The organism is Escherichia sp. 94.0001, from assembly GCF_013369155.2.
Lineage (GTDB): Bacteria > Pseudomonadota > Gammaproteobacteria > Enterobacterales > Enterobacteriaceae > Escherichia > Escherichia coli_F.
The window spans coordinates 45,597-70,883 of sequence record NZ_JABWMS020000017.1 but is presented as its reverse complement, the minus strand read 5'-3'; the positions used below and the strand labels follow the sequence as shown (position 1 = coordinate 70,883).

The 25,287-nt window shown below is 49.5% G+C and carries 27 protein-coding genes; 18 read left to right on the top strand and 9 right to left on the bottom strand.

Translation table 11 applies throughout. The features are described from left to right. Positions 1-55: 55 nt before the first annotated feature. Together djlC and HEN33_RS11060 are read right to left on the bottom strand one after the other, a co-directional pair. Complete coding sequence (djlC, locus tag HEN33_RS11065; protein WP_088542200.1) at positions 56-1,507, bottom strand: co-chaperone DjlC; 1,452 nt, start codon at positions 1,505-1,507, stop codon at positions 56-58. Next, complete coding sequence (locus HEN33_RS11060) at positions 1,504-2,211, bottom strand: DUF1266 domain-containing protein (protein WP_176263550.1); 708 nt, start codon at positions 2,209-2,211, stop codon at positions 1,504-1,506. The genes djlC and HEN33_RS11060 overlap by 4 nt, the downstream gene beginning before the upstream one ends. Positions 2,212-2,311: 100 nt before the next feature. Between HEN33_RS11060 and HEN33_RS11055 the strand changes: the two genes are divergently transcribed. After that, entirely contained in the window at positions 2,312-2,866 is a 555-nt protein-coding gene (locus tag HEN33_RS11055) for a tetratricopeptide repeat protein (RefSeq protein ID WP_105268407.1), read from the top strand. A gap of 9 nt (positions 2,867-2,875) precedes the next feature. Here the strand turns inward: HEN33_RS11055 and HEN33_RS11050 are convergent, their stop codons facing one another. After that, positions 2,876-4,303, bottom strand: a complete 1,428-nt coding sequence (locus HEN33_RS11050; RefSeq protein WP_176262800.1) for a J domain-containing protein — start codon at positions 4,301-4,303, stop codon at positions 2,876-2,878. Further along, complete coding sequence (locus tag HEN33_RS11045) at positions 4,300-5,007, bottom strand: DUF1266 domain-containing protein (RefSeq protein ID WP_137500922.1); 708 nt, start codon at positions 5,005-5,007, stop codon at positions 4,300-4,302. The genes HEN33_RS11050 and HEN33_RS11045 overlap by 4 nt, the downstream gene beginning before the upstream one ends. A gap of 163 nt (positions 5,008-5,170) precedes the next feature. On the opposite strand from HEN33_RS11045, the gene ybeQ reads away from it, so the two are divergent. Further along, entirely contained in the window at positions 5,171-6,148 is a 978-nt protein-coding gene (gene ybeQ / locus HEN33_RS11040; RefSeq protein ID WP_176262801.1) for a Sel1 family TPR-like repeat protein YbeQ, read from the top strand. 69 nt (positions 6,149-6,217) lie between these two features. On the opposite strand, the gene HEN33_RS11035 is transcribed toward ybeQ, so the two are convergent. After that, positions 6,218-6,700: a zinc ribbon-containing protein gene (locus HEN33_RS11035; RefSeq protein WP_001044880.1), complete on the bottom strand. Its 483-nt coding sequence runs from the start codon at positions 6,698-6,700 to the stop codon at positions 6,218-6,220. Between the two features lie 235 nt (positions 6,701-6,935). Between HEN33_RS11035 and leuS the strand changes: the two genes are divergently transcribed. The 15 genes from leuS to lipA all read left to right on the top strand — a co-directional run bounded on the left by leuS (position 6,936) and on the right by lipA (position 22,470). Beyond that, entirely contained in the window at positions 6,936-9,518 is a 2,583-nt protein-coding gene (gene leuS, locus HEN33_RS11030; RefSeq protein WP_001297565.1) for a leucine--tRNA ligase, read from the top strand. 14 nt (positions 9,519-9,532) lie between these two features. Beyond that, entirely contained in the window at positions 9,533-10,114 is a 582-nt protein-coding gene (lptE, locus tag HEN33_RS11025) for an LPS assembly lipoprotein LptE (protein WP_001269665.1), read from the top strand. Continuing rightward, positions 10,114-11,145, top strand: a complete 1,032-nt coding sequence (holA, locus tag HEN33_RS11020) for a DNA polymerase III subunit delta (RefSeq protein WP_000620504.1) — start codon at positions 10,114-10,116, stop codon at positions 11,143-11,145. The genes lptE and holA overlap by 1 nt, the downstream gene beginning before the upstream one ends. Before the next feature lies 1 nt (position 11,146). Beyond that, a complete protein-coding gene (gene nadD / locus HEN33_RS11015) occupies positions 11,147-11,788 on the top strand; it encodes a nicotinate-nucleotide adenylyltransferase (protein ID WP_000838889.1) in 642 nt (213 codons plus the stop codon). A gap of 23 nt (positions 11,789-11,811) precedes the next feature. Beyond that, complete coding sequence (locus HEN33_RS11010; RefSeq protein WP_001241879.1) at positions 11,812-12,423, top strand: adenosylcobalamin/alpha-ribazole phosphatase; 612 nt, start codon at positions 11,812-11,814, stop codon at positions 12,421-12,423. Between the two features lie 259 nt (positions 12,424-12,682). Beyond that, a complete protein-coding gene (rsfS, locus tag HEN33_RS11005; protein ID WP_001161664.1) occupies positions 12,683-13,000 on the top strand; it encodes a ribosome silencing factor in 318 nt (105 codons plus the stop codon). Positions 13,001-13,003: 3 nt separating this feature from the next. Then, positions 13,004-13,471: a 23S rRNA (pseudouridine(1915)-N(3))-methyltransferase RlmH gene (rlmH, locus tag HEN33_RS11000; protein WP_000776104.1), complete on the top strand. Its 468-nt coding sequence runs from the start codon at positions 13,004-13,006 to the stop codon at positions 13,469-13,471. 30 nt (positions 13,472-13,501) lie between these two features. Further along, positions 13,502-15,403, top strand: a complete 1,902-nt coding sequence (gene mrdA, locus HEN33_RS10995) for a peptidoglycan DD-transpeptidase MrdA (RefSeq protein ID WP_000776191.1) — start codon at positions 13,502-13,504, stop codon at positions 15,401-15,403. A gap of 2 nt (positions 15,404-15,405) precedes the next feature. Then, positions 15,406-16,518, top strand: a complete 1,113-nt coding sequence (gene mrdB / locus HEN33_RS10990; protein ID WP_000131719.1) for a peptidoglycan glycosyltransferase MrdB — start codon at positions 15,406-15,408, stop codon at positions 16,516-16,518. A gap of 10 nt (positions 16,519-16,528) precedes the next feature. Beyond that, complete coding sequence (gene rlpA / locus HEN33_RS10985; RefSeq protein WP_001231428.1) at positions 16,529-17,617, top strand: endolytic peptidoglycan transglycosylase RlpA; 1,089 nt, start codon at positions 16,529-16,531, stop codon at positions 17,615-17,617. A gap of 139 nt (positions 17,618-17,756) precedes the next feature. Then, positions 17,757-18,968 carry a D-alanyl-D-alanine carboxypeptidase DacA gene (gene dacA / locus HEN33_RS10980; protein ID WP_001092082.1) on the top strand — a complete coding sequence of 404 codons (1,212 nt, stop codon included), beginning with the start codon at positions 17,757-17,759 and terminating at the stop codon, positions 18,966-18,968. A gap of 109 nt (positions 18,969-19,077) precedes the next feature. After that, positions 19,078-19,341: a DUF493 family protein YbeD gene (ybeD, locus tag HEN33_RS10975; RefSeq protein ID WP_000850550.1), complete on the top strand. Its 264-nt coding sequence runs from the start codon at positions 19,078-19,080 to the stop codon at positions 19,339-19,341. A 100-nt stretch (positions 19,342-19,441) separates the two neighbouring features. Continuing rightward, the gene (lipB, locus tag HEN33_RS10970; protein WP_033554961.1) at positions 19,442-20,083 is read left to right on the top strand and encodes a lipoyl(octanoyl) transferase LipB; all 642 of its coding nucleotides are present in this window, start codon (positions 19,442-19,444) and stop codon (positions 20,081-20,083) included. Positions 20,084-20,342: 259 nt separating this feature from the next. Further along, positions 20,343-21,296, top strand: coding sequence for a YbeF family transcriptional regulator (locus tag HEN33_RS10965; RefSeq protein ID WP_176262802.1), 954 nt, complete (start codon positions 20,343-20,345; stop codon positions 21,294-21,296). A gap of 208 nt (positions 21,297-21,504) precedes the next feature. Continuing rightward, on the top strand, positions 21,505-22,470 hold the full coding sequence (lipA, locus tag HEN33_RS10960; RefSeq protein ID WP_139926276.1) for a lipoyl synthase: 966 nt from the start codon (positions 21,505-21,507) through the stop codon (positions 22,468-22,470). A gap of 100 nt (positions 22,471-22,570) precedes the next feature. Here lipA and tatE read toward each other — a convergent pair whose 3' ends face one another. Together tatE and HEN33_RS10950 are read right to left on the bottom strand one after the other, a co-directional pair. Next, the gene (gene tatE / locus HEN33_RS10955) at positions 22,571-22,774 is read right to left on the bottom strand and encodes a twin-arginine translocase subunit TatE (RefSeq protein ID WP_000503931.1); all 204 of its coding nucleotides are present in this window, start codon (positions 22,772-22,774) and stop codon (positions 22,571-22,573) included. Positions 22,775-22,902: 128 nt separating this feature from the next. Continuing rightward, positions 22,903-23,691 (bottom strand): deaminated glutathione amidase, encoded by a 789-nt coding sequence (locus HEN33_RS10950; RefSeq protein ID WP_176262803.1) that lies wholly within the window; start codon positions 23,689-23,691, stop codon positions 22,903-22,905. Between the two features lie 95 nt (positions 23,692-23,786). Here HEN33_RS10950 and crcB point away from each other — a divergent pair, with 95 nt between their 5' ends. Next, positions 23,787-24,170, top strand: a complete 384-nt coding sequence (gene crcB / locus HEN33_RS10945; RefSeq protein WP_000939738.1) for a fluoride efflux transporter CrcB — start codon at positions 23,787-23,789, stop codon at positions 24,168-24,170. Between the two features lie 53 nt (positions 24,171-24,223). On the opposite strand, the gene cspE is transcribed toward crcB, so the two are convergent. Both cspE and pagP read right to left on the bottom strand, forming a co-directional pair. Then, positions 24,224-24,433 (bottom strand): transcription antiterminator/RNA stability regulator CspE, encoded by a 210-nt coding sequence (gene cspE / locus HEN33_RS10940; RefSeq protein WP_000034825.1) that lies wholly within the window; start codon positions 24,431-24,433, stop codon positions 24,224-24,226. A 174-nt stretch (positions 24,434-24,607) separates the two neighbouring features. Beyond that, positions 24,608-25,168, bottom strand: coding sequence for a lipid IV(A) palmitoyltransferase PagP (pagP, locus tag HEN33_RS10935; RefSeq protein WP_176262804.1), 561 nt, complete (start codon positions 25,166-25,168; stop codon positions 24,608-24,610). Positions 25,169-25,287 lie beyond the last annotated feature (119 nt).

Here is a 25,287-nt window from a genome sequence, read left to right as displayed (position 1 = left end):
CGCTGCCGGATGCGGCATAAACGCTGTATCCGGCATCGGCGCAAAAAACACATCCTCAGCTAAACAACATCGCGATTTTTCCGAGAGCATAACCTATCACCAGCACCGTTAAGCTGATTTTGATAATGCTGGTAATGCTCTGTGGTTTTTCATCCTCATCATTTTTTTCTTCGTGGTTTTCAGGTGTTGGCTCATCGACATCTTCATCCTCCGGCTCGAGTTTCACTTTCGTCAACAGCATCCGCGTGATAATGGCCTCTAATGGATGAGCATCTCCACCTTCCAGCCTTGTATTAAGACGGGCCAGCATCTCTTGTTTCGGGAACGCTTCCAGCACAACCTGTTCCGCTACCCGATACAAATCCAGTAACGGTGAATCTTGTTCTGTCTCGCTACCGACTCTCGATTTCCACCACGCCCATGCTTTGCGTTTGAAGAATAACGACTCAATAAACGATTGACCTAACGGCGATAATTTTCCGCTATGTAAAATTTCCGCCCATAACAGCCTCGTCCGGGCGCTCTCACCAGGAACATATTTCAACGGTTGACCTTGCGCATCTATCATGCTTCGCGCTTCGATAACCATCACTAATAACGCGAAATAATCCGGGCAATGACGCTTGCTCCACTGCAACAACAAATTATCAGCTTGTGTAGATGGGTAACTCTCCCGGTATGCGCAGAGATCGGCAAGCAGGCTTTCCCCCTCGCCACAGTACAACCGTTGCGCACACTGGTAATAACGGGCATCTTCGCTTTCTGGATTTTCTGCTTGCCACTGTTGGGCAACAGGAATAAGTTCCGCCATACCTGTTTTCACCGAGCTGTACCAGCGCAACAGTTTGCGATGTAACTTGACATCATCAGGAATGAACCACGGACCTTCCATTGCCATAAACGCAGTGACATAGTCAGGATGGTAACGGCAGCAGCGTTCCAGCGCGAAGTAATACTCAACAGTCTGGTTCTGCAACGCGACGGGATATTCCAGAAGGCTAAGGAAATCAAAACAATCACCAGCCTGAATGGCCTCAAGAAAAGCCTCCCTTTCTTCCTCATCCATTCCTTCGCTGTCATTAAACGAATGCCAGTTCAAACGCTCTGCCAGCAAAGAAGCACAATTTAATGAAAGATATCGCGCTTCTATAGCGACTGCACACAGCGGCCAGCGTAATTGATCGACATCCTCCATGTTCCAGGTATTTAATTGCTGAATAAATTTCTGCCAGGCGGAGGGCTGAAAACGATCACTTTCAGAATCCAGTAATGCCCTGAATGCACGTAGTATTTCATGTTCAGCGGCGGCATCTTTTTCTTCATCATCTGCTTCCTCGACAGGATTTACCGCCAGTCGCAGCGCCTCTTCATAGGCCTGGCGTAATGCTTTAAACCCCTGCGGATCGGTTTCGGGATGACACAACGGTAAGCGAGCAAGATAAGCCTGGCGGATAATGTCTATTTGCGTCGTGCTTTCAATTTCGAGGATTTGCCAACATGTTTTCATAGGTCGCTCACATCCTTAAGCGTTACCGGGCATTCAGGCTGGGCAGTTAATGGCTGCCAGGGAAGCGTGGCATAGAAACGGTCGCTTCCCGCTGCCAGCTCTTCGAACATCCGACTCCCGGCGCTATCGTATTTGTACAGGGTTAGCGCCTCGCGTAGCGAAGCGTTGTCTTCGCACTGAGAAGATTGCCAGTAGAGACGTCCTAACGAATAAGCGGAAAAATAGTGCATCCAGCTGTGATAGTAATGGTGAGCTCGTACATAAACGCGCGATTGCAGCCATAAACTCTCTTCTTCCGTCAGCCAATTGTTGAGCACACCGACCCGTGACAGGAACCCCATTCGAACATAATCCCAGGCTTTGATTCCCCCTTCCCCGCAGCACATAGCGGTTTGCGCAACAAATTGGGTATAAATCAGCCCTCTATCAGAGCCTCCAGCAATTAATGCTTTCCACTCTTCAGGTGAAGATCGATGCCATGCCAGATATAACCCAGCTAAATCATTTGCGTGACCATCATCGGTCATTTGGTAAATAGTCTGAATTAAATCATCACGATTATTTATTCCCCAGGATGATGAGAGATCGAATTCTTTTATCCCGGTATACATTTTTGGCGAGTCATGCGCTGGCTTGCAACCCTGATTAAGTATTTCCATGGGTGCAGAAAGCGCAAAAAGAAGATATTGTTCTTCCTTATTCATTTGTTAATAATCCCTTAAGTGCATTAACTGACTACTTTTTTATTATCGATGAGTATAAACTTGACGTTTTCAAAATAAAAGAAAATAGAAGCATTCATGCATGAATAAAAAATTAATATATATATTCGCAATATTTATAGTTGCGGCAATTACCTGTATTAGCCAACCCAACAAAACGACCCTGCGCGATAAAGCTATGGCGAATTATGTCTTTGATTATTTAAGCTCACCGGGCAGTCTTCCGTTTACCACGGCAGCAACAGAGCTTTCCGCCATTCATGGTCACTCAACGTCGCAATATAGACTTGGCGAATTTTATCTTCATGGTAGCGATGGTAAGCCTCTGGATTATACAAAGGCGAGATACTGGTATGAGCAATCAGCGGAACAGGAAAATCCACGCGCGCAAAGTCAACTGGGATGGATCTACCTGAAAGGTTTGGGAGTCAATCCCGATACCCGTAAAGCAATTCTCTGGTATAAGGAAGCAGCTGAACAAGGGCATGTTCATGCACAATACACGTTGGGTTTGATCTACAGAAACGGCACGGGCATTAGCACCAACAATTATGAAGCTCGCAAATGGTTAGAACTGGCGGCAGAGCAACATTATAAAAATGCGGAAAGATTACTTGCAGAGCTTCCCGCACATTAACGTCGACTGTCACCCGAACAGATGGAGTATTTTCCCTATCAAACCGGCAAAGATAAAAATGTAGAAAATAATTTTGATGACGCCCAGGCAGCCCGGCCCACCATCGTCAACGGGCATTGGCTGCGGTTGCGGCTCCGGCTCGATGGTTTGTTGCCCGGCAAAATTCGCCGACTGAATTAATAATCGTCGAATTATTAATGCTTCCAGAGGACAACGATCTTCTGCATCAAGGCGGGCGACGATCGGCATTAATGATTCTTCTGTCGGTTGGCTGGCCTGAACTAATTGTTTAGCAACTAAATATAATGGCCATAAGGGATGTTCTGTATCACGCGTGAGTGAGATCCGCGGCTTACGTCCTTTGTGCAAAACCATCTCGACCAGAGAACGCCCCAGCGCAGAGAGTTTCTCATCGCTGAGTATTTCGTATAATTGAAAGCGCGTACGCGCACTGTCGCCAGGAACATAAAGTAACGGTTTCCCCTGATCGTTAACCAGTTCACGTGCTTCAATCATCATCACGACTAACGGGTAATAATCGACCCGATGCTGACGGCACCATTGCAACATTAATACATCTGCCTGGGTCGAGGGAGACTCGCGCCAGAAGTCACAAAGTTCTGCCAGCAGGCTTTCGCCTTCTCCACAATAGACGCGTTGCGCGTATTCATAATAACGCGCATCTTCATTATCAGGTTCAGTTTCCCGCCATGACCGGGCGTAGTCCAGGAGTTCGGGTATTCCCCGACGGACTGCGCTATACCAGCACAGTAAATTTCTGTGCAAATTTGCATCATCGGGGATAATCACTGCGCGATGTTGCGCTAAATACAATGTCAGCCATTCTGGATGCGATGACCAAATCCGAGCGAACATTTGGTAAAAATCAATGGTGTCATTTTGTACGGCAACGGGCAGATGCAGAATGGTCTGGAAGTTAAAAACATTCCCCTTCGCAATGGCATATAAAAAGGATTCCAGTTCTTCTTCGTCTATTTCCCCGACGTTTTCCTCCTGCAACCACCGCAATCTTTCTGCTAATAAAGCCACGCACTCGAAGGATAAATGGGCAGTGTTCATGGCTATTGTGCACAGCGACCAGCGTAATTCATCAATATCTTCCATCGAGCAATAATTTAATTGCTGAATGAATCGCTGCCAGGCAGAGGGCAGAAAACGTTCGCTATCAGAGGCGAGTAACGCACGAAAGGCGAGCAGAATTTCATGTTCTGCAACTTCATGTTCTTCTGGTTGCCAAACAGATTTAGCAGGCGACTGCGCAATCCGTAGCGCGTCCTCATACGCCTGACGAAGTTGTTTAAAACCCTGCGGATCGGTTTCTGGATGAAAGGACGGTAACAGCGCCAGATAAGCGCGGCGGATAATATCGACGTCAGTCGTTTCCTCTATTTCGAGAATCTTCCAGCAATTTTTCATAGGTCGCTCATATCCTTAAGCGTTTCCGGGCATGTGGGGTAGTCAGCCAGTGGTTGCCAGGGTAAGGTCGCGTAATATGCATCGTCACTGGCAAATAATTGATAAAACATATCATTGCCGGAATCGTCGTATTCTTTACGCGCTAAGAATTCACGTAATAAAGGCAGATCATCATCCTCGGGAGACTGCCAATATTGCCGACCAAAGGTATAACCGGCAAAGTATTGCCGCCAGTTACTATAATAACGTAGAGCCCGTAGATGAATGCGCGACTGGATCCACAGGCTTTCTTCTTCACTCAACCAGTTATTAAGTACGCCCATTCGGCTTAAAAAACCCATCCGGACATAATCCCAGGCTTTAATTCCTCCCTCACCACAGCATTCGGCGGTGCTGGCGACAAATTGCGCATAAGCCTGACCTTGCTCATTTAATTCAGCAAGATAGTCACGCCATTCACATGGCGAATAACGAAACCAGCAGTGATAAAACCCTGCCAACCGCGCGGCATGACCGTTATCAATCATTCGGTAAATTGTGCGCAGCAGGTCATCACGGTCATCAATTCCCCAGGAGGAAGAAAGGTCAAAAAAGCGTGTACCTAAATACATTTTGGGGGACGAATGCGAAGGTAAACAGCATTCATTGCGTATTTCCATCGGAGTGGAAAGTGCAAACAATATTTTTTGCGACTCCATGTCCATATAATTCATCCTTAAATATTCATTCAATGAATATTAACCACGTTGCGAGGCTCATTTATTTATACTTTTCTGACGCAACATAATACGCATAAAATAAGGCTTACGCAAAAATGGAACACATAAAAATATAATATGTTTTATATGCAACCATAAGGAAATGATAATGATTTTTACGTCAAGTTGCTGCGATAATTTATCAATAGAAAAGATTGTTAAACGTGCTGAAAAAGGCGATAGCGAGGCTCAATATATTGTTGGGTTTTATTATAATCGCGATAGCGCAATTGACTCTCCGGACGACGAAAAAGCCTTCTACTGGCTGAAGCTTGCCGCTGAACAAGGCCATTGTGAAGCACAATATTCCTTAGGGCGGAAATACTCCGAGGATAAAAGCCGTCATAAAGATAATGAGCAAGCCATCTTTTGGCTGAAAAAAGCTGCCCTACAAGGCCATACTTTCGCTTCCAACGCCCTTGGCTGGATACTGGATCGTGGTGCAGACCCCAACTATAAAGAAGCGGTTGCCTGGTATCAGATAGCCGCGGAGAGCGGAATGCCTTATGCGCAAAATAATCTTGGATGGATGTACAGAAATGGCAACGGAGTCGCACAAGACTATGCGCTGGCATTTTTCTGGTACAAACAAGCTGCATTACAAGGCCATAGTTACGCGCAAGACAACCTGGCCGATCTCTATAAAGACGGAGAAGGCGTTGCTCAAAACAAGACACTCGCCGCATTCTGGTATTTGAAAAGCGCACAGCAGGGTAATCGGCATGCCCAGTTTCAAATTGCATGGGATTATAACGCTGGCGAAGGGGTGGACCAGGACTATAAGCAAGCGATGTACTGGTATCTGAAGGCTGCCGCTCAGGAAAGCGTCGGCGCTTACGTTAACATCGGCTATATGTATAAACACGGTCAAGGCGTTGAGAAGGATTATCAGGCCGCCTTTGAATGGTTTACGAAAGCCGCTGAATGCAATGACGCCACTGCCTGGTATAACCTTGCCATTATGTATCATTACGGAGAAGGAAGACCTGTCGATCTCCGACAGGCTCTCGATCTGTATCGTAAAGCTCAGTCATCCGGTACCAGGGATGTCAGTCAAAAAATCCGTGAGATTGAAGATTTACTGTAGAGATAAAAACAAGGGCCGGGGAATTTCATTCGGCCCATATTCTCTTTATTGCTGTGCGAAATCAGACTATTACGGCTCGAACGGGCGTCTCTGGAACTGGTCATGACCACATTTCGGGCATAGCGTCAGCACTTCCGGTGTGTAGATTGGGAGATGGAAATGACATTTCTCGCAGACCAGATTTCCCAGCCCTACCACTTCTCCGCTGTGATAAACCCCGTGATGATTGAGATCCTGGAAAACTTCGCGCCACTCAAGTTGCGTTTTATCGGTAATGTCCGCCAGTTCCTGCCAGAGGCTTTCTTTAATCACCCGCATAAAGACGCTGTCAGATTCTTCTTTCAGGCTCTCTTCATAGCTCATGGCGAACTCTTCCAGGTCACGTCTGACAGCTCGCGTCAGCTCATCGACCTCGGTTCGCGTTAACTCCCCTGTTTTTATTACGCGCTCGCGCGCCTGTTCCACCAGTGCGTCGATATCACGTTCGCCATTACGCAGGCGTTCGCTCAGTGACGCGACCAGTTCACGGTAATATTGAGCAACCTTGTTCATCGTTTCATCTCCCGGGTCGTTAACTGACTATAATAATAGACGTTCTTTGTTCCTTGCTTTGCTATTACGCCCACAAACTCTGTAAATTAATGTATGAATAATCCGGGCATCATTTCAACGTCGAGTGCGCGAAAGGCTGTTTTGACGCGGACGTTTGGGCTATGCTATGCGGATCTGAAAAACCACCTCTAACGCTACTTTTGTAGCCGTATTGAAAACAGGACCACTGGCTGCCATGCAAGAGCAATACCGCCCGGAAGAGATAGAATCCAAAGTACAGCTTCATTGGGATGAGAAGCGCACATTTGAAGTAACCGAAGACGAGAGCAAAGAGAAGTATTACTGCCTGTCTATGCTTCCCTATCCTTCTGGTCGACTACACATGGGCCACGTACGTAACTACACCATCGGTGACGTAATCGCCCGCTACCAGCGTATGCTGGGCAAAAACGTCCTGCAGCCGATCGGCTGGGACGCGTTTGGTCTGCCTGCGGAAGGCGCGGCGGTGAAAAACAACACCGCACCGGCACCGTGGACGTACGACAACATCGCGTACATGAAAAACCAGCTCAAAATGCTGGGCTTTGGTTATGACTGGAGCCGCGAGCTGGCAACCTGTACGCCGGAATACTACCGTTGGGAACAGAAATTCTTCACCGAGCTGTATAAAAAAGGCCTGGTATATAAGAAGACTTCTGCGGTCAACTGGTGCCCGAACGACCAGACCGTACTGGCGAATGAACAGGTTATCGACGGCTGCTGCTGGCGCTGCGATACCAAAGTTGAGCGTAAAGAGATCCCGCAGTGGTTTATCAAAATCACCGCTTACGCTGACGAACTGCTCAACGATCTGGATAAACTGGACCACTGGCCAGACACCGTTAAAACCATGCAGCGTAACTGGATCGGTCGTTCCGAAGGCGTGGAAATCACCTTCAACGTTAACGACTATGACAACACGCTGACTGTTTACACTACCCGCCCGGACACCTTTATGGGTTGTACCTACCTGGCGGTAGCGGCAGGTCATCCGCTGGCACAGAAAGCGGCGGAAAATAATCCTGAACTGGCCGCCTTTATTGACGAATGCCGTAACACCAAAGTTGCCGAAGCTGAAATGGCGACGATGGAGAAAAAAGGCGTCGATACTGGCTTTAAAGCGGTTCACCCATTAACGGGCGAAGAAATTCCCGTTTGGGCAGCAAACTTCGTATTGATGGAATACGGCACGGGCGCAGTTATGGCGGTTCCGGGTCACGACCAGCGCGACTACGAGTTTGCCTCTAAATACGGCCTGAATATCAAACCGGTTATCCTGGCAGCTGACGGTTCTGAGCCAGATCTTTCTCAGCAAGCCCTGACTGAAAAAGGCGTGCTGTTCAACTCTGGCGAGTTCAACGGTCTTGACCATGAAGCGGCCTTCAACGCCATCGCCGATAAACTGACTGCGATGGGCGTTGGCGAGCGTAAAGTGAACTACCGCCTGCGCGACTGGGGTGTTTCCCGTCAACGTTACTGGGGCGCGCCGATTCCGATGGTGACGCTGGAAGACGGTACCGTAATGCCGACCCCGGACGACCAGCTGCCGGTGATCCTGCCGGAAGATGTGGTGATGGACGGCATTACCAGCCCGATTAAAGCAGATCCTGAGTGGGCGAAAACTACCGTTAACGGTATGCCAGCGCTGCGTGAAACCGACACTTTCGACACCTTTATGGAGTCCTCCTGGTACTATGCGCGCTACACTTGCCCGCAGTACAAAGAAGGTATGCTGGATTCCGAAGCGGCTAACTACTGGCTGCCGGTGGATATCTACATTGGTGGTATCGAACACGCCATTATGCACCTGCTCTACTTCCGCTTCTTCCACAAACTGATGCGTGATGCAGGTATGGTGAACTCTGACGAACCAGCGAAACAGTTGCTGTGTCAGGGTATGGTGCTGGCAGATGCCTTCTACTATGTTGGCGAAAACGGCGAACGTAACTGGGTTTCCCCGGTTGATGCTATCGTTGAACGTGACGAGAAAGGCCGTATCGTGAAAGCGAAAGACGCGGCAGGCCATGAACTGGTTTATACCGGCATGAGCAAAATGTCCAAGTCGAAGAACAACGGTATCGACCCGCAGGTGATGGTTGAACGTTACGGCGCGGACACCGTTCGTCTGTTTATGATGTTTGCTTCTCCGGCTGATATGACTCTCGAATGGCAAGAATCCGGCGTGGAAGGGGCTAACCGCTTCCTGAAACGTGTCTGGAAACTGGTGTACGAGCATACAGCAAAAGGTGATGTTGCGGCACTGAACGTTGATGCGCTGACTGAAGATCAGAAAGCGCTGCGTCGTGATGTGCATAAAACTATCGCTAAAGTGACCGATGATATCGGCCGTCGTCAGACCTTCAACACCGCAATTGCGGCGATTATGGAGCTGATGAACAAACTGGCGAAAGCACCGACCGATGGCGAGCAGGATCGCGCTCTGATGCAGGAAGCACTGCTGGCCGTTGTCCGTATGCTTAACCCGTTCACCCCGCACATCTGCTTCACGCTGTGGCAGGAACTGAAAGGCGAAGGCGATATCGACAACGCGCCGTGGCCGGTTGCTGACGAAAAAGCGATGGTGGAAGACTCCACGCTGGTTGTGGTGCAGGTTAACGGTAAAGTCCGTGCCAAAATCACCGTTCCGGTGGACGCAACGGAAGAACAGGTTCGCGAACGTGCTGGCCAGGAACATCTGGTAGCAAAATATCTCGATGGCGTTACTGTGCGTAAAGTGATTTACGTACCAGGTAAACTCCTCAATCTGGTCGTTGGCTAAGCGCGGGAGGAAGCGTGCGATATCTGGCAACATTGTTGTTATCTCTGGCGGTGTTAATCACCGCCGGGTGTGGCTGGCATCTGCGTGATACCACGCAGGTTCCTTCCACTATGAAGGTCATGATCCTGGACTCAGGCGATCCGAACGGGCCATTAAGCCGTGCGGTGCGTAACCAGTTACGTCTGAATGGTGTCGAGTTGCTTGATAAAGAAACCACGCGTAAGGACGTTCCATCCCTGCGTTTGGGTGCTGTATCAATCTCGCAGGATACCGCGTCGGTTTTCCGTAATGGTCAAACTGCGGAATATCAGATGGTGATGACTGTTAGCGCGTCGGTATTGATTCCTGGACGAGATATCTACCCGATTAGCGCCAAAGTCTTCCGTTCGTTCTTCGATAACCCGCAAATGGCGTTAGCGAAAGATAACGAGCAGGAAATGATCATTAAAGAGATGTACGACCGTGCTGCCGAACAGCTGATTCGTAAGCTGCCAAGCATCCGTGCTGCGGATATTCGTTCCGACGAAGAACAGACGTCGACCACAACGGATACTCCGGCAACGCCTGCACGCGTCTCTACCACGCTAGGTAACTGATGATTCGGTTGTACCCGGAACAACTTCGCGCGCAGCTCAATGAAGGGCTGCGCGCGGCGTATCTTTTACTTGGTAACGATCCTCTGTTATTGCAGGAAAGCCAGGACGCTATTCGTCAGGTAGCTGCGGCACAAGGATTCGAAGAACACCACACTTTTTCCATTGATCCCAACACTGACTGGAATGCGGTCTTTTCGTTATGCCAGGCCATGAGTCTGTTTGCCAGTCGACAAACGCTATTGCTGTTGTTACCAGAAAACGGACCGAATGCGGCGATCAATGAACAACTTCTCACACTCACTGGACTTCTGCATGACGACCTGCTGTTGATCGTCCGCGGTAATAAATTAAGCAAAGCGCAAGAAAATGCCGCCTGGTTTACTGCTCTTGCAAATCGAAGCGTGCAGGTGACCTGTCAAACACCGGAGCAGGCTCAGCTTCCTCGCTGGGTTGCTGCGCGTGCAAAACAGCTCAACTTAGAACTGGATGACGCGGCAAACCAAGTGCTCTGCTACTGTTATGAAGGTAACCTGCTGGCGCTGGCCCAGGCACTGGAGCGTTTATCGCTACTCTGGCCAGACGGCAAACTGACATTACCTCGCGTTGAACAGGCGGTGAATGATGCCGCGCATTTCACCCCTTTTCATTGGGTTGATGCTTTGTTGATGGGAAAAAGTAAGCGCGCGTTGCATATTCTTCAGCAACTGCGTCTGGAAGGCAGCGAACCGGTTATTTTGTTGCGCACATTACAACGTGAACTGTTGTTACTGGTTAACCTGAAACGCCAGTCTGCCCATACGCCACTGCGTGCGTTGTTTGATAAGCATCGGGTATGGCAGAACCGCCGGGGCATGATGAGTGAGGCGTTAAATCGCTTAAGCCAGCCGCAGTTACGTCAGGCCGTGCAACTCCTGACACGAACGGAACTCACCCTCAAACAAGATTACGGTCAGTCAGTGTGGGCAGAGCTGGAAGGGTTATCTCTTCTGTTGTGCCATAAACCCCTGGCGGACGTATTTATCGACGGTTGATATGAAATCTTTACAGGCTCTGTTTGGCGGCACCTTTGATCCGGTGCACTATGGTCATCTTAAACCCGTGGAAACGCTGGCGAATTTGATTGGTCTGACGCGGGTCACAATCATCCCTAATAATGTTCCTCCGCATCGTCCCCAGCCGGAAGCGAACAGCGTACAGCGTAAACACATGCTTGAACTGGCGATTGCCGACAAGCCATTATTTACTCTTGATGAACGCGAGCTAAAGCGCAATGCCCCCTCTTACACTGCGCAAACACTGAAAGAATGGCGGCAGGAACAAGGGCCAGATGTGCCGCTGGCATTTATTATTGGCCAGGATTCACTGCTCACCTTTCCAACCTGGTACGAATACGAAACGATACTCGACAATGCACATTTGATCGTCTGTCGGCGTCCAGGTTACCCACTTGAAATGGCGCAACCGCAATACCAGCAATGGCTGGAAGATCATTTGACACATAACCCGGAAGATCTTCACCTTCAGCCTGCCGGTAAAATTTATCTGGCTGAAACGCCGTGGTTTAACATCTCTGCGACCATCATCCGCGAACGTTTGCAAAACGGTGAATCGTGTGAGGATTTATTGCCGGAACCGGTACTGACTTACATTAACCAACAAGGCTTGTATCGCTGATACCTGTCGTTACGGAGGGCATGATGCGACTGTGGTTAATTCGTCATGGCGAAACGCAAGCGAATATAGATGGTCTGTACAGCGGTCATGCTCCCACACCCCTGACTGCGCGCGGTATTGAGCAAGCGCAAAATCTGCATACGCTGCTACATGGTGTTTCCTTTGATCTGGTTTTATGCAGTGAACTGGAACGGGCACAGCATACCGCGCGACGGGTTCTCAGTGATCGCCAGCTCCCCGTGCAAATCATCCCTGAACTCAACGAAATGTTTTTTGGCGACTGGGAGATGCGACATCATCGCGACCTCATGCAAGAAGATGCCGAAAACTATAGCGCGTGGTGCAATGACTGGCAGCATGCTATCCCCACGAACGGTGAAGGATTTCAGGCATTTTCACAACGTGTGGAACGGTTTATCGCAAGGCTTAGTGAATTTCAGCACTATCAGAATATTTTAGTCGTCAGCCATCAGGGTGTACTGAGTCTGTTAATCGCTCGTTTAATTGGCATGCCTGCCGAGGCTATGTGGCATTTTCGCGTTGACCAGGGGTGTTGGAGCGCCATTGATATCAACCAAAAATTCGCGACGCTACGCGTCCTCAATAGCCGTGCCATCGGGGTCGAGAATACATGACTTTTCTGTTTTTTTACGGGTAAGCCGCAACGACCATTGACAGCCCCGGGCAGGCTGATATTCTCCGCAGCCAGACTTTTTTCGCCAGACACGACTTTGTAGAAATTGTTTTACAAAAATGGCGATGCAATCTGCGGCGCGGGGTGGGATGATAGCCCACTTTCGAAAGCCGATTCGGCGACAATTGTCCCGAAATCGCCTCTGGTTCAGGTATACTGACAGACCATTTTTATCTATTTGATTCACCCAGGGGGAAAACTTGCAGGGTAAAGCACTCCAGGATTTTGTTATCGACAAAATTGATGACCTCAAAGGTCAGGACATCATCGCCTTAGACGTTCAAGGCAAATCCAGCATCACCGACTGCATGATCATCTGTACGGGTACGTCCAGCCGTCATGTTATGTCCATTGCTGACCACGTTGTGCAGGAGTCTCGCGCAGCGGGCCTGTTACCGCTCGGCGTAGAAGGTGAAAACAGCGCCGACTGGATTGTCGTGGATTTGGGCGATGTGATTGTCCATGTCATGCAGGAAGAGAGCCGTCGCCTGTATGAACTGGAAAAACTCTGGAGTTAATGCGTGAAGCTGCAACTTGTCGCCGTGGGAACGAAAATGCCGGACTGGGTACAAACCGGTTTTACCGAGTACCTGCGCCGTTTTCCGAAAGATATGCCCTTCGAGCTGATTGAAATTCCGGCCGGAAAACGCGGCAAGAATGCGGACATCAAGCGCATACTCGACAAAGAGGGTGAGCAGATGCTGGCAGCCGCAGGCAAAAACCGCATTGTCACTCTCGATATTCCAGGCAAGCCCTGGGATACGCCGCAGTTAGCCGCTGAACTGGAACGCTGGAAGCTGGATGGTCGCGACGTCAGTCTGCTGATTGGCGGGCCTGAAGGGTTGTCGCCTGCCTGCAAAGCGGCGGCGGAACAAAGCTGGTCGCTGTCGGCGCTTACCCTTCCCCATCCGCTGGTTCGCGTGCTGGTCGCAGAGAGTCTGTACCGGGCGTGGAGCATCACCACCAACCATCCTTATCACCGTGAGTGATAAGGGAGCTTTGAGTAGAAAACGCAGCGGATGAAACTACAGAACTCTTTTCGCGACTATACGGCAGAGTCCGCGCTGTTTGTGCGCCGGGCGCTGGTCGCCTTTTTGGGGATTTTGCTGCTGACCGGCGTGCTTATCGCCAACCTGTATAATCTGCAAATTGTTCGCTTTACCGATTACCAGACCCGATCTAATGAAAACCGCATTAAGCTGGTGCCTATCGCGCCCAGCCGCGGCATTATCTACGACCGCAACGGTATTCCTCTGGCACTCAACCGCACTATCTACCAGATAGAAATGATGCCGGAGAAAGTCGATAATGTGCAGCAAACGCTGGATGCTTTGCGCAGCGTGGTTGATCTGACCGATGACGATATTGCCGCATTCCGAAAAGAGCGCGCACGTTCACACCGTTTCACCTCCATTCCGGTGAAAACTAACCTGACTGAAGTACAAGTGGCACGCTTTGCCGTCAATCAGTACCGTTTTCCGGGTGTCGAAGTTAAAGGCTATAAGCGTCGTTACTATCCTTACGGTTCGGCGTTGACCCACGTCATCGGCTATGTGTCGAAAATCAACGATAAAGACGTCGAACGCCTGAATAATGACGGCAAACTGGCCAACTATGCGGCAACGCATGATATCGGTAAGCTGGGCATTGAGCGTTACTATGAAGACGTGCTGCACGGTCAGACAGGTTATGAAGAGGTTGAAGTTAACAACCGTGGGCGTGTTATCCGCCAGTTAAAAGAAGTGCCACCGCAAGCCGGACACGATATTTACCTGACGCTGGATCTCAAACTCCAGCAATATATTGAAACGCTGCTGGCGGGTAGCCGCGCAGCGGTGGTAGTCACCGATCCGCGTACAGGTGGGGTGCTGGCGCTGGTTTCCACGCCTAGTTATGACCCAAACCTGTTTGTTGACGGTATCTCCAGCAAAGATTATTCCGCCTTGCTGAACGACCCAAATACACCGCTGGTGAACCGCGCCACACAGGGGGTTTATCCTCCCGCGTCTACAGTTAAACCCTATGTAGCGGTTTCGGCATTGAGCGCAGGAGTGATCACGCGTAATACGACGCTGTTTGACCCAGGCTGGTGGCAACTGCCAGGTTCGGAAAAACGTTATCGTGACTGGAAAAAATGGGGCCACGGGCGTCTGAATGTCACAAGATCGCTGGAAGAATCTGCGGATACCTTCTTCTATCAGGTGGCCTACGATATGGGAATCGATCGCCTCTCCGAATGGATGGGTAAATTCGGTTATGGTCATTACACCGGTATCGACCTGGCGGAAGAACGTTCCGGCAACATGCCTACCCGCGAATGGAAACAGAAACGCTTTAAAAAACCGTGGTATCAGGGTGACACCATTCCGGTTGGTATCGGTCAGGGTTACTGGACAGCGACCCCAATCCAGATGAGTAAGGCACTGATGATCCTGATTAATGACGGTATCGTGAAAGTTCCACATTTGCTGATGAGCACCGCTGAAGACGGCAAACAGGTGCCATGGGTACAACCGCATGAACCGCCCGTCGGCGATATTCATTCCGGTTACTGGGAGCTGGCAAAAGACGGTATGTACGGTGTTGCTAACCGCCCTAATGGTACGGCGCATAAATACTTTGCCAGCGCACCGTACAAAATTGCAGCAAAATCCGGTACGGCTCAGGTCTTCGGCCTGAAAGCGAACGAAACCTATAATGCGCACAAAATTGCCGAGCGTTTACGTGACCACAAACTGATGACCGCCTTTGCGCCATACAACAATCCGCAAGTCGCTGTCGCCATGATTCTGGAGAACGGCGGTGCGGGTCCGGCGGTTGGTACGCTGATGCGCCAGATCCTCGACCACATTATGTTGGGTGATAACAACACCGATCTGCCTGCGGAAAATCCAGCGGTTGCCGCAGCGGAGGACCATTAATCATGACGGATAATCCGAATAAAAAAACATTCTGGGATAAAGTCCATCTCGATCCCACAATGCTGCTGATCTTACTGGCATTGCTGGTTTACAGCGCCCTGGTTATCTGGAGCGCCAGCGGTCAGGATATTGGCATGATGGAGCGTAAAATAGGCCAAATCGCGATGGGCCTGGTCATCATGGTGGTGATGGCGCAAATTCCTCCACGCGTTTATGAAGGCTGGGCCCCCTATCTCTATATCATCTGTATTATTTTGCTGGTGGCAGTAGATGCTTTTGGTGCCATCTCTAAAGGCGCTCAACGCTGGCTGGACCTCGGTATCGTTCGTTTTCAGCCGTCGGAAATTGCCAAAATAGCCGTACCACTGATGGTAGCGCGCTTTATCAACCGCGACGTTTGCCCGCCGTCGTTGAAGAACACCGGCATCGCGCTGGTGCTGATATTTATGCCCACGCTGCTGGTGGCTGCGCAGCCTGACCTGGGGACATCAATCCTCGTTGCGCTTTCCGGTCTGTTTGTACTGTTCCTCTCTGGCCTTAGCTGGCGTCTGATTGGCGTCGCAGTAGTGCTGGTGGCGGCGTTCATTCCTATTCTGTGGTTCTTCCTGATGCATGATTACCAGCGCCAGCGCGTAATGATGCTCCTGGACCCGGAATCAGACCCACTCGGTGCGGGCTATCACATTATTCAGTCTAAAATTGCTATTGGCTCCGGCGGATTACGCGGCAAAGGCTGGCTGCACGGTACTCAGTCACAGCTTGAATTTCTCCCCGAACGCCATACTGACTTTATTTTCGCGGTACTGGCGGAAGAGCTGGGATTAGTGGGCATTTTGATTCTGCTCGCTCTCTACATTCTGCTGATCATGCGCGGGCTGTGGATAGCCGCCAGAGCGCAAACCACCTTTGGTCGCGTCATGGCTGGCGGCTTAATGCTGATATTATTCGTTTATGTCTTCGTAAATATTGGTATGGTAAGCGGTATTCTGCCGGTTGTAGGGGTTCCGCTCCCACTGGTCAGTTATGGAGGATCAGCGCTAATTGTGCTGATGGCTGGGTTTGGGATTGTTATGTCAATCCACACCCACAGGAAAATGTTGTCGAAAAGCGTGTAAGAGGTGCGCAATGCGTAAGCAGTGGCTCGGGATCTGCATCGCGGCAGGAATGCTCGCGGCATGTACAAGCGATGATGGTCAGCAACAGACGGTAAGTGTACCGCAGCCTGCGGTATGTAACGGCCCCATAGTTGAAATTAGCGGGGCGGACCCGCGTTTCGAACCACTGAACGCGACGGCAAATCAGGATTACCAGCGCGACGGTAAAAGCTACAAAATCGTGCAGGATCCGTCTCGATTTAGCCAGGCGGGACTGGCGGCAATCTATGATGCCGAACCCGGCAGTAACCTGACGGCCTCTGGCGAAGCATTCGATCCGACACAGCTGACAGCGGCCCATCCAACGCTTCCGATCCCCAGCTACGCCAGAATCACTAACCTGGCTAACGGGCGAATGATCGTGGTGCGCATTAATGATCGCGGTCCTTACGGCAACGACCGCGTTATTTCGCTTTCTCGCGCGGCAGCTGACCGTCTTAACACGTCAAACAACACCAAAGTTCGTATCGATCCGATTATTGTCGCCCAGGATGGTTCGCTTTCTGGTCCTGGTATGGCTTGTACCACAGTCGCCAAACAGACTTACGCCCTGCCTGCACCTCCCGATTTAAGCGGCGGCGCAGGAACAAGTTCAGTGTCTGGCCCGCAGGGTGACATTCTTCCGGTCAGTAATTCGACGCTAAAAAGCGAAGATCCGACTGGCGCGCCGGTAACCAGCAGCGGTTTCCTCGGCGCACCAACGACCTTAGCGCCTGGTGTTCTGGAAGGCAGCGAACCAACGCCTGCACCACAGCCCGTTGTTACAGCTCCGTCGACAACGCCTGCAACCTCGCCTGCAATGGTGACACCGCAAGCCGCCTCACAAAGCGCCAGCGGCAACTTTATGGTGCAAGTCGGGGCCGTTAGCGATCAGGCTCGTGCGCAACAGTACCAACAGCAACTGGGACAGAAGTTCGGCGTCCCCGGTCGCGTAACTCAAAATGGCGCGGTGTGGCGGATCCAGCTTGGCCCATTCGCCAGCAAAGCCGAAGCCAGTACCTTGCAGCAACGTTTGCAAACCGAAGCCCAATTACAGTCATTTATTACCACCGCGCAGTAGCGTAAAGCAGGCATCTGATGTGTCAATTTCTGTAAATGACGTTAACAAAGTCACGCGGAAAGTCAGATGCCTGCCGGTAGTGCATTTGCTATAGTAGGGCACTTTTTTTAATTCCATCACGGATGTCGTAGTTCAGACCATGAATACCATTTTTTCCGCTCGTATCATGAAGCGCCTGGCGCTCACCACGGCTCTTTGCACAGCCTTTATCTCTGCTGCACATGCCGATGACCTGAATATCAAAACTATGATCCCGGGTGTACCGCAGATCGATGCGGAGTCCTACATCCTGATTGACTATAACTCGGGCAAAGTGCTCGCCGAACAGAACGCAGATGTCCGCCGCGATCCTGCCAGCCTGACCAAAATGATGACCAGTTACGTTATCGGCCAGGCAATGAAAGCCGGTAAATTTAAAGAAACTGATTTAGTCACCATCGGCAACGACGCATGGGCCACCGGTAACCCGGTATTTAAAGGTTCTTCGCTGATGTTCCTCAAACCGGGCATGCAGGTTCCGGTTTCTCAGCTGATCCGCGGTATTAACCTGCAATCGGGTAACGATGCTTGCGTCGCCATGGCCGATTTTGCCGCTGGTAGCCAGGACGCTTTTGTTGGCTTGATGAACAGCTACGTTAACGCACTGGGCCTGAAAAACACTCACTTCCAGACCGTGCACGGTCTCGACGCTGACGGTCAGTACAGCTCCGCGCGAGATATGGCGCTGATCGGCCAGGCGTTGATCCGTGACGTACCGAATGAATACTCGATCTATAAAGAAAAAGAATTTACGTTTAACGGTATTCGCCAGCTGAACCGTAACGGCCTGTTATGGGATAACAGCCTGAATGTCGACGGCATCAAAACAGGACACACTGACAAAGCAGGTTACAACCTTGTTGCTTCTGCGACTGAAGGCCAGATGCGCTTGATCTCTGCGGTGATGGGCGGACGTACTTTTAAAGGCCGTGAAGCCGAAAGTAAAAAACTGCTTACCTGGGGCTTCCGTTTCTTCGAAACCGTTAACCCACTGAAAGTAGGTAAAGAGTTCGCCTCTGAACCGGTTTGGTTTGGTGATTCTGATCGCGCTTCGTTAGGTGTTGATAAAGACGTGTACCTGACCATTCCGCGTGGCCGCATGAAAGATCTGAAAGCCAGCTATGTGCTGAACAGCAGTGAATTGCATGCGCCGCTGCAAAAGAATCAGGTCGTCGGTACTATCAACTTCCAGCTTGATGGCAAAACGATCGAACAACGCCCGCTGGTTGTACTGCAAGAAATCCCGGAAGGTAACTTCTTCGGCAAAATCATTGATTACATTAAATTAATGTTCCATCACTGGTTTGGTTAAAAATTGAACACTTGAAAGTGTAATTTCCGTCCCCATATACTAAGCATCAGTAAAAAACTCCCGCCTTCTGGCGGGAGTTGCTATTTAATTACGTTACGCCGGAGCTGACATGAAAACCAAACTTAACGAACTGCTTGAATTCCCTACTCCTTTTACTTACAAAGTTATGGGGCAGGCGTTACCTGAGCTGGTTGATCAGGTGGTTGAAGTGGTACAGCGCCATGCGCCAGGTGACTACACTCCAACGGTAAAACCAAGCAGCAAAGGCAACTACCACTCGGTATCTATCACTATCAACGCGACTCATATCGAACAGGTTGAAACACTGTATGAAGAACTGGGCAAAATCGATATTGTCCGCATGGTTCTGTAACTCGCTTCTCCGTTACCCGGCTCCTGGTCGGGTAACTCCCCTCTCCTCGCTGTGATATACTTTTCCCCCACTTTTACTCATTCTCCACGGAGATGCCGTTTTGTATCAGGATAAAATTCTTGTCCGCCAGCTCGGTCTTCAGCCTTACGAGCCAATTTCCCAGGCTATGCATGAATTCACCGATACCCGCGATGATAGTACCCTTGATGAAATCTGGCTGGTCGAGCACTATCCGGTATTCACCCAAGGGCAGGCAGGAAAGGCGGAGCACATTTTAATGCCGGGTGATATTCCGGTGATTCAGAGCGATCGCGGTGGGCAGGTGACTTATCACGGGCCGGGGCAACAGGTGATGTATGTGTTGCTTAACCTGAAACGCCGTAAACTCGGTGTGCGTGAACTGGTGACCTTGCTTGAGCAAACAGTGGTGAATACCCTGGCTGAACTGGGTATAGAAGCGCATCCTCGGGCTGACGCGCCTGGTGTCTATGTCGGGGAAAAGAAAATTTGCTCACTGGGTTTACGTATTCGACGCGGTTGTTCATTCCACGGTCTGGCATTAAACGTCAATATGGATCTTTCACCATTTTTACGTATTAATCCTTGTGGGTATGCCGGAATGGAAATGGCTAAAATATCACAATGGAGACCCGAAGCGACGACTAATAATATTGCACCACGTTTACTGGAAAATATTTTAGCGCTACTAAACAATCCTGACTTCGAATATATTACCGCTTAATTGCATACATCAATGGCCCAATTTACACTGGGTCATTACTCATAATACCTGCTAATGCTTTACATCTCCTTCGCGTTTGTATATTTTCTTTATCACTTGCAGAAATGCGATGCTACGCCTTGCTCCGTAACTCACCCCATTGATTAACTTATTGAAATAGTTGATTATGGTGAGCAAAAGCGTTCCGTTCCAATTAGACATAAGATTATTGTAATTTTTTTAAATATTATTTTTCCATGAATAAAATTGGAGTAAGTGCGTGGATAGTAATAATCAAATTGAAACCTGTTTAAGCAGAAAGTCGTCAGAAGGTAAACCACAAATATTTACAACCTTACGAAATATTGATCTTAACCTTCTGACTATTTTTGAAGCTGTATATGTACATAAAGGGATCGTTAATGCAGCGAAAGTGCTTAATCTGACCCCCTCGGCAATCAGTCAGTCTATTCAGAAACTGCGCGTTATATTCCCTGACCCATTGTTTATTCGCAAAGGCCAAGGTGTCACTCCTACCGCATTTGCGATGCATCTACATGAGTATATCAGTCAGGGCCTTGAGTCCATTCTTGGCGCGCTGGATATCGAAGGAAGCTATGATAAGCAACGAACGATAACTATTGCGACCACCCCCTCGGTCGGAGCCCTGGTCCTTCCTGTCATCTATCGGGCGATTAAATCTCACTATCCGCAGCTTTTACTGCGCAACCCCCCCATCAGCGACGCGGAAAACCAACTCAGTCAGTTTCAAACCGATCTCATCATCGATAACATGTTTTGCACCAATCGTACGGTGCAACATCATGTTCTGTTCACCGACAATATGGTGTTAATTTGCCGCGAGGGAAATCCGCTACTCTCTTTAGAAGATGACAGAGAGACTATTGGCAACGCTGCGCATATACTCCTGTTACCGGAAGGGCAAAATTTCAGCGGTCTGCGGCAGAGAGTTCAAGAGATGTTTCCGGACCGGCAAATCAGTTTCACCAGCTACAACATTTTGACAATCGCTGCACTGGTTGCCAACAGTGACATGTTAGCGATTATTCCCAGCCGTTTTTATAACCTGTTTAGCCGTTGCTGGCCGCTGGAAAAACTGCCTTTTCCGTCCTTAAATGAGGAGCAAATAGATTTCTCTATCCACTACAACAAATTCAGCCTGCGTGATCCCATCCTGCACGGGGTAATAGATGTTATCCGTAATGCATTTTGAAAAAGTATTGTTACAGCCAGATCACAGCGAAGAACGAAAAAATGGCACAATCCAACAACAATTTTACATTTTCGCGACCGCTTTGGCTGCTTTCAGGTCCGTTTCAATGATATACTGCCAGTCGTTAATTCAAAAATAGTTGATAATTACAACAATCTATTGAATTGAAACGCTTTCCTTCGTAATTCGCAACTGGAACACGCACGCTATGAGTAAACCCATTGTGATGGAACGCGGTGTTAAATACCGCGATGCCGATAAGATGGCCCTTATCCCGGTTAAAAACGTGGCAACAGAGCGCGAAGCCCTGCTGCGCAAGCCGGAATGGATGAAAATCAAGCTTCCAGCGGACTCTACACGTATCCAGGGCATCAAAGCCGCAATGCGCAAAAATGGCCTGCATTCTGTCTGCGAGGAAGCCTCCTGCCCTAACCTGGCGGAATGCTTCAACCACGGCACAGCAACGTTTATGATCCTCGGCGCTATTTGTACCCGCCGTTGTCCGTTCTGTGACGTTGCCCACGGTCGCCCGGTAGCTCCGGATACCAATGAACCAGTGAAACTGGCGCAGACCATTGCCGATATGGCGCTGCGTTATGTGGTTATCACCTCCGTTGACCGTGATGACCTGCGCGATGGCGGTGCCCAGCACTTTGCGGATTGCATTACTGCTATTCGGGAAAAAAGCCCGCAAATCAAAATTGAAACTCTGGTGCCGGATTTCCGCGGTCGTATGGATCGTGCTCTGGATATTCTGACCGCCACACCACCAGATGTGTTCAACCATAACCTGGAAAACGTACCGCGTATTTACCGTCAGGTACGGCCTGGTGCAGATTACAACTGGTCGCTGAAGCTGCTGGAACGCTTTAAAGAAGCGCATCCGGAAATCCCGACCAAGTCTGGTCTGATGGTGGGTCTGGGTGAAACCAATGAAGAAATTATTGAGGTAATGCGCGACCTGCGCCGTCATGGTGTGACGATGCTAACGCTGGGGCAATATTTGCAGCCAAGCCGCCATCACCTGCCGGTTCAACGTTACGTTAGCCCGGATGAGTTCGACGAAATGAAAGCCGAAGCGCTGGCGATGGGCTTTACCCATGCTGCATGCGGTCCGTTTGTCCGCTCGTCTTACCACGCCGATTTGCAGGCGAAAGGGATGGAAGTTAAGTAATCCTGTAATAATTACTTACATCTGTCTGATAAAAAACCCGCTTTTTGAAGCGGGTTTTTTGTATCGAACAAGATATTGAGGGAGCGTCCTGCTCGCCACGTCACTCTTTATGAGAGAGCTTTTCAGCCTGAAGATCAACGTCTGCGCCTTTTTTCGCCGCAGCATCGTCATCATTCATCGCCTTCTTGAACCCTTTAATGGCCGCTCCAAGGTCTCCGCCCAGCGTACGTAACTTCTTAGTCCCAAACAGCAGAACGACCAGCGCCGCAACTACCAGCAGTTTGGTAATACTAATCTCACCCATAGATACCTTCTTGACATATAACCGGCAACAGAACGCGCCTTAAAAACCAGAGAATATTAACGGTCATTCGACGCGCGCACACAATAGCAATCTGTAACAAGGTGAATCAAGCGCCGAGTAAAAAAACATCATAATAATTGCGGCGGCGCAAAGCGACGGTTGTTTAAGACGGGCAGTTGCGCGCGCACCTGACGCACACGTTCGGGCGTCACTTCCGCCATAATGAGTGCAGGCATTTCTGACGCTGCCGCAATGGTGACGCCAAAGGGATCTATAATCCGGCTTTGCCCGATATTTTTGTTCCCGCACTCCCCCGCCGCCACCATATAACAGGTGGTATCCAGCGCACGAGCGGCAAGCAACGTTGACCAGTGATGCTCTTTGAGCGGCCCGCGAACCCAGGCGGCAGGAAGTACCAGGATTTCAGCTCCCTGTAATGCCTGTGCCAGCGCCAGCTCTGGAAAGCGTAAGTCATAACAGGTCATCAGACCGACCTTCATCCCTTCCACCTCCAGTAACGGAGCTATTTCATTACCAGCATCAACATGGCGTGATTCCTGAATGGCAAATGCATCATAGAGATGCAGTTTGGCGTAACGGGCGACGATGTTTCCTGCCTGTAGCGCCACCAGCATATTCCATGCGCGCCCCGGCGTTGAAGGAACATGAATCGTCAGAGTTGTCGTCATCATGTTACGTTTACTTTCTCGCCGTAAACGTCCGAGAAATTCGCCTTCCAGCAGCTGTGCTGATTTAACCGATAGATCTGCATCATGATCATCACGCGCCAACAATGCTTCCGGCAGGACAAACAGCGAAACGTCGTTTTCCGCCGCCTGCGCCATCAACGAGGCACAAATCTCAGCGTTCTTTTCCCACACAGATGTAACAGCAAACTGTCCTGCGGCAACCAGCATTGCCACCTCCTCCTGTCAGAGTCGTAAAATTCGCCAACGGCGATTATTCGGCGTTACACTTATCACTCATACAAATCAAATAGCAGGATTTTGCAGTGTTACAACTTCTTTTAGCAGTTTTTATTGGCGGTGGTACGGGAAGCGTGGCGAGATGGCTGTTAAGTATGCGATTTAACCCGCTGCATCAGGCGATTCCGTTGGGGACGCTTGCTGCAAACCTGATTGGGGCATTCATCATAGGAATGGGATTCGCCTGGTTTAGCAGGATGACGAACATTGATCCAGTGTGGAAAGTATTAATCACCACCGGATTTTGTGGCGGTCTAACAACCTTCTCAACATTTTCGGCAGAAGTGGTGTTTTTGTTACAAGAGGGCCGCTTTGGCTGGGCATTACTGAACGTTTTCGTCAACCTTCTGGGGTCTTTTGCCATGACCGCACTGGCTTTCTGGCTGTTTTCGGCCTCAACCGCACACTAAAGACCAAAAAAAACCCGCTGATTAAGCGGGTTTTGAATTCTTGCTGACGTATCTTACAGAGCGATTACGTTTGCAGCAGAAGGGCCTTTGGCACCGTTAGTGATTTCGAACTCTACGCGCTGACCTTCAGCAAGAGTTTTAAAACCATTAGTCTGGATTGCAGAGAAGTGTACGAACACGTCTTTGCTGCCGTCTTCCGGAGTAATGAAACCGAATCCTTTGGACTCATTAAACCACTTAACGTTACCTTTAATCTTAGACATCAAAATTACCTTTACATGAAAAATAGACACAAATGCTGTGTCGGTTACCAGTACACCAATTGTGGTACGCTTTGTCCAGTGCAACTTTACTAAAAAGTGATAAAAGTCGCGTTATTTTTGATGTTAATTATTTTACTCATTGATTTTAAAGAAGTTACTAAAATTTCATTTGTCTCAAAACTGAAAGCGCATCCAGGCAAAGTACACATTGCCATTGTTATAGGTACCCGGAATGTAGGTCATCTGAAAAGTCACTGGACCATAACCCACAGAGGCCAATGGCAGTAGAACCGGGAGAGGGATGTAATTCCAGTTATCGCGTGCCGTTACGCCAGCGGTGAATCCCATTCCTAAATGAAAATTTTCATCCGCCAGCGGTCGCCAGGTACTTTCCCATCCGTATCCGGCAATCGGTTCCCATTTGTTCCACGAGTCCTTAAATGCCATGGCATACAGGCCATGCCAGTTTCCTTTTTCATCCCAACGCGACTGACCAAAACCGCCCCCCCACGGTCGCTCGTTATAGCGATCGGTTTTTTCTTTGTCGTAAGCGAAACGAGCATGCCAGGTGATGGCAGGAATATATAAATCATAATGTTCAGGCTGTTGCCAGGTTTGTGTAATATTTTCTCCAAACGTTGTCATCCACTCATCTGCGTTAGCTAAAACTTTACCAACGCTGATTAACTGAATAAAAACAAAGGAAAATATAGAGACATATTTACTCACGTTCATTTGTGACCATAAAACATTTATCAAAAATCTACTATTAGCATAGCAAAGCTACAATTAACATAACCTTAATAGCCCCAACATGAAGAATAATCTGAATAGCTGTTCTATTTATTTCCGCT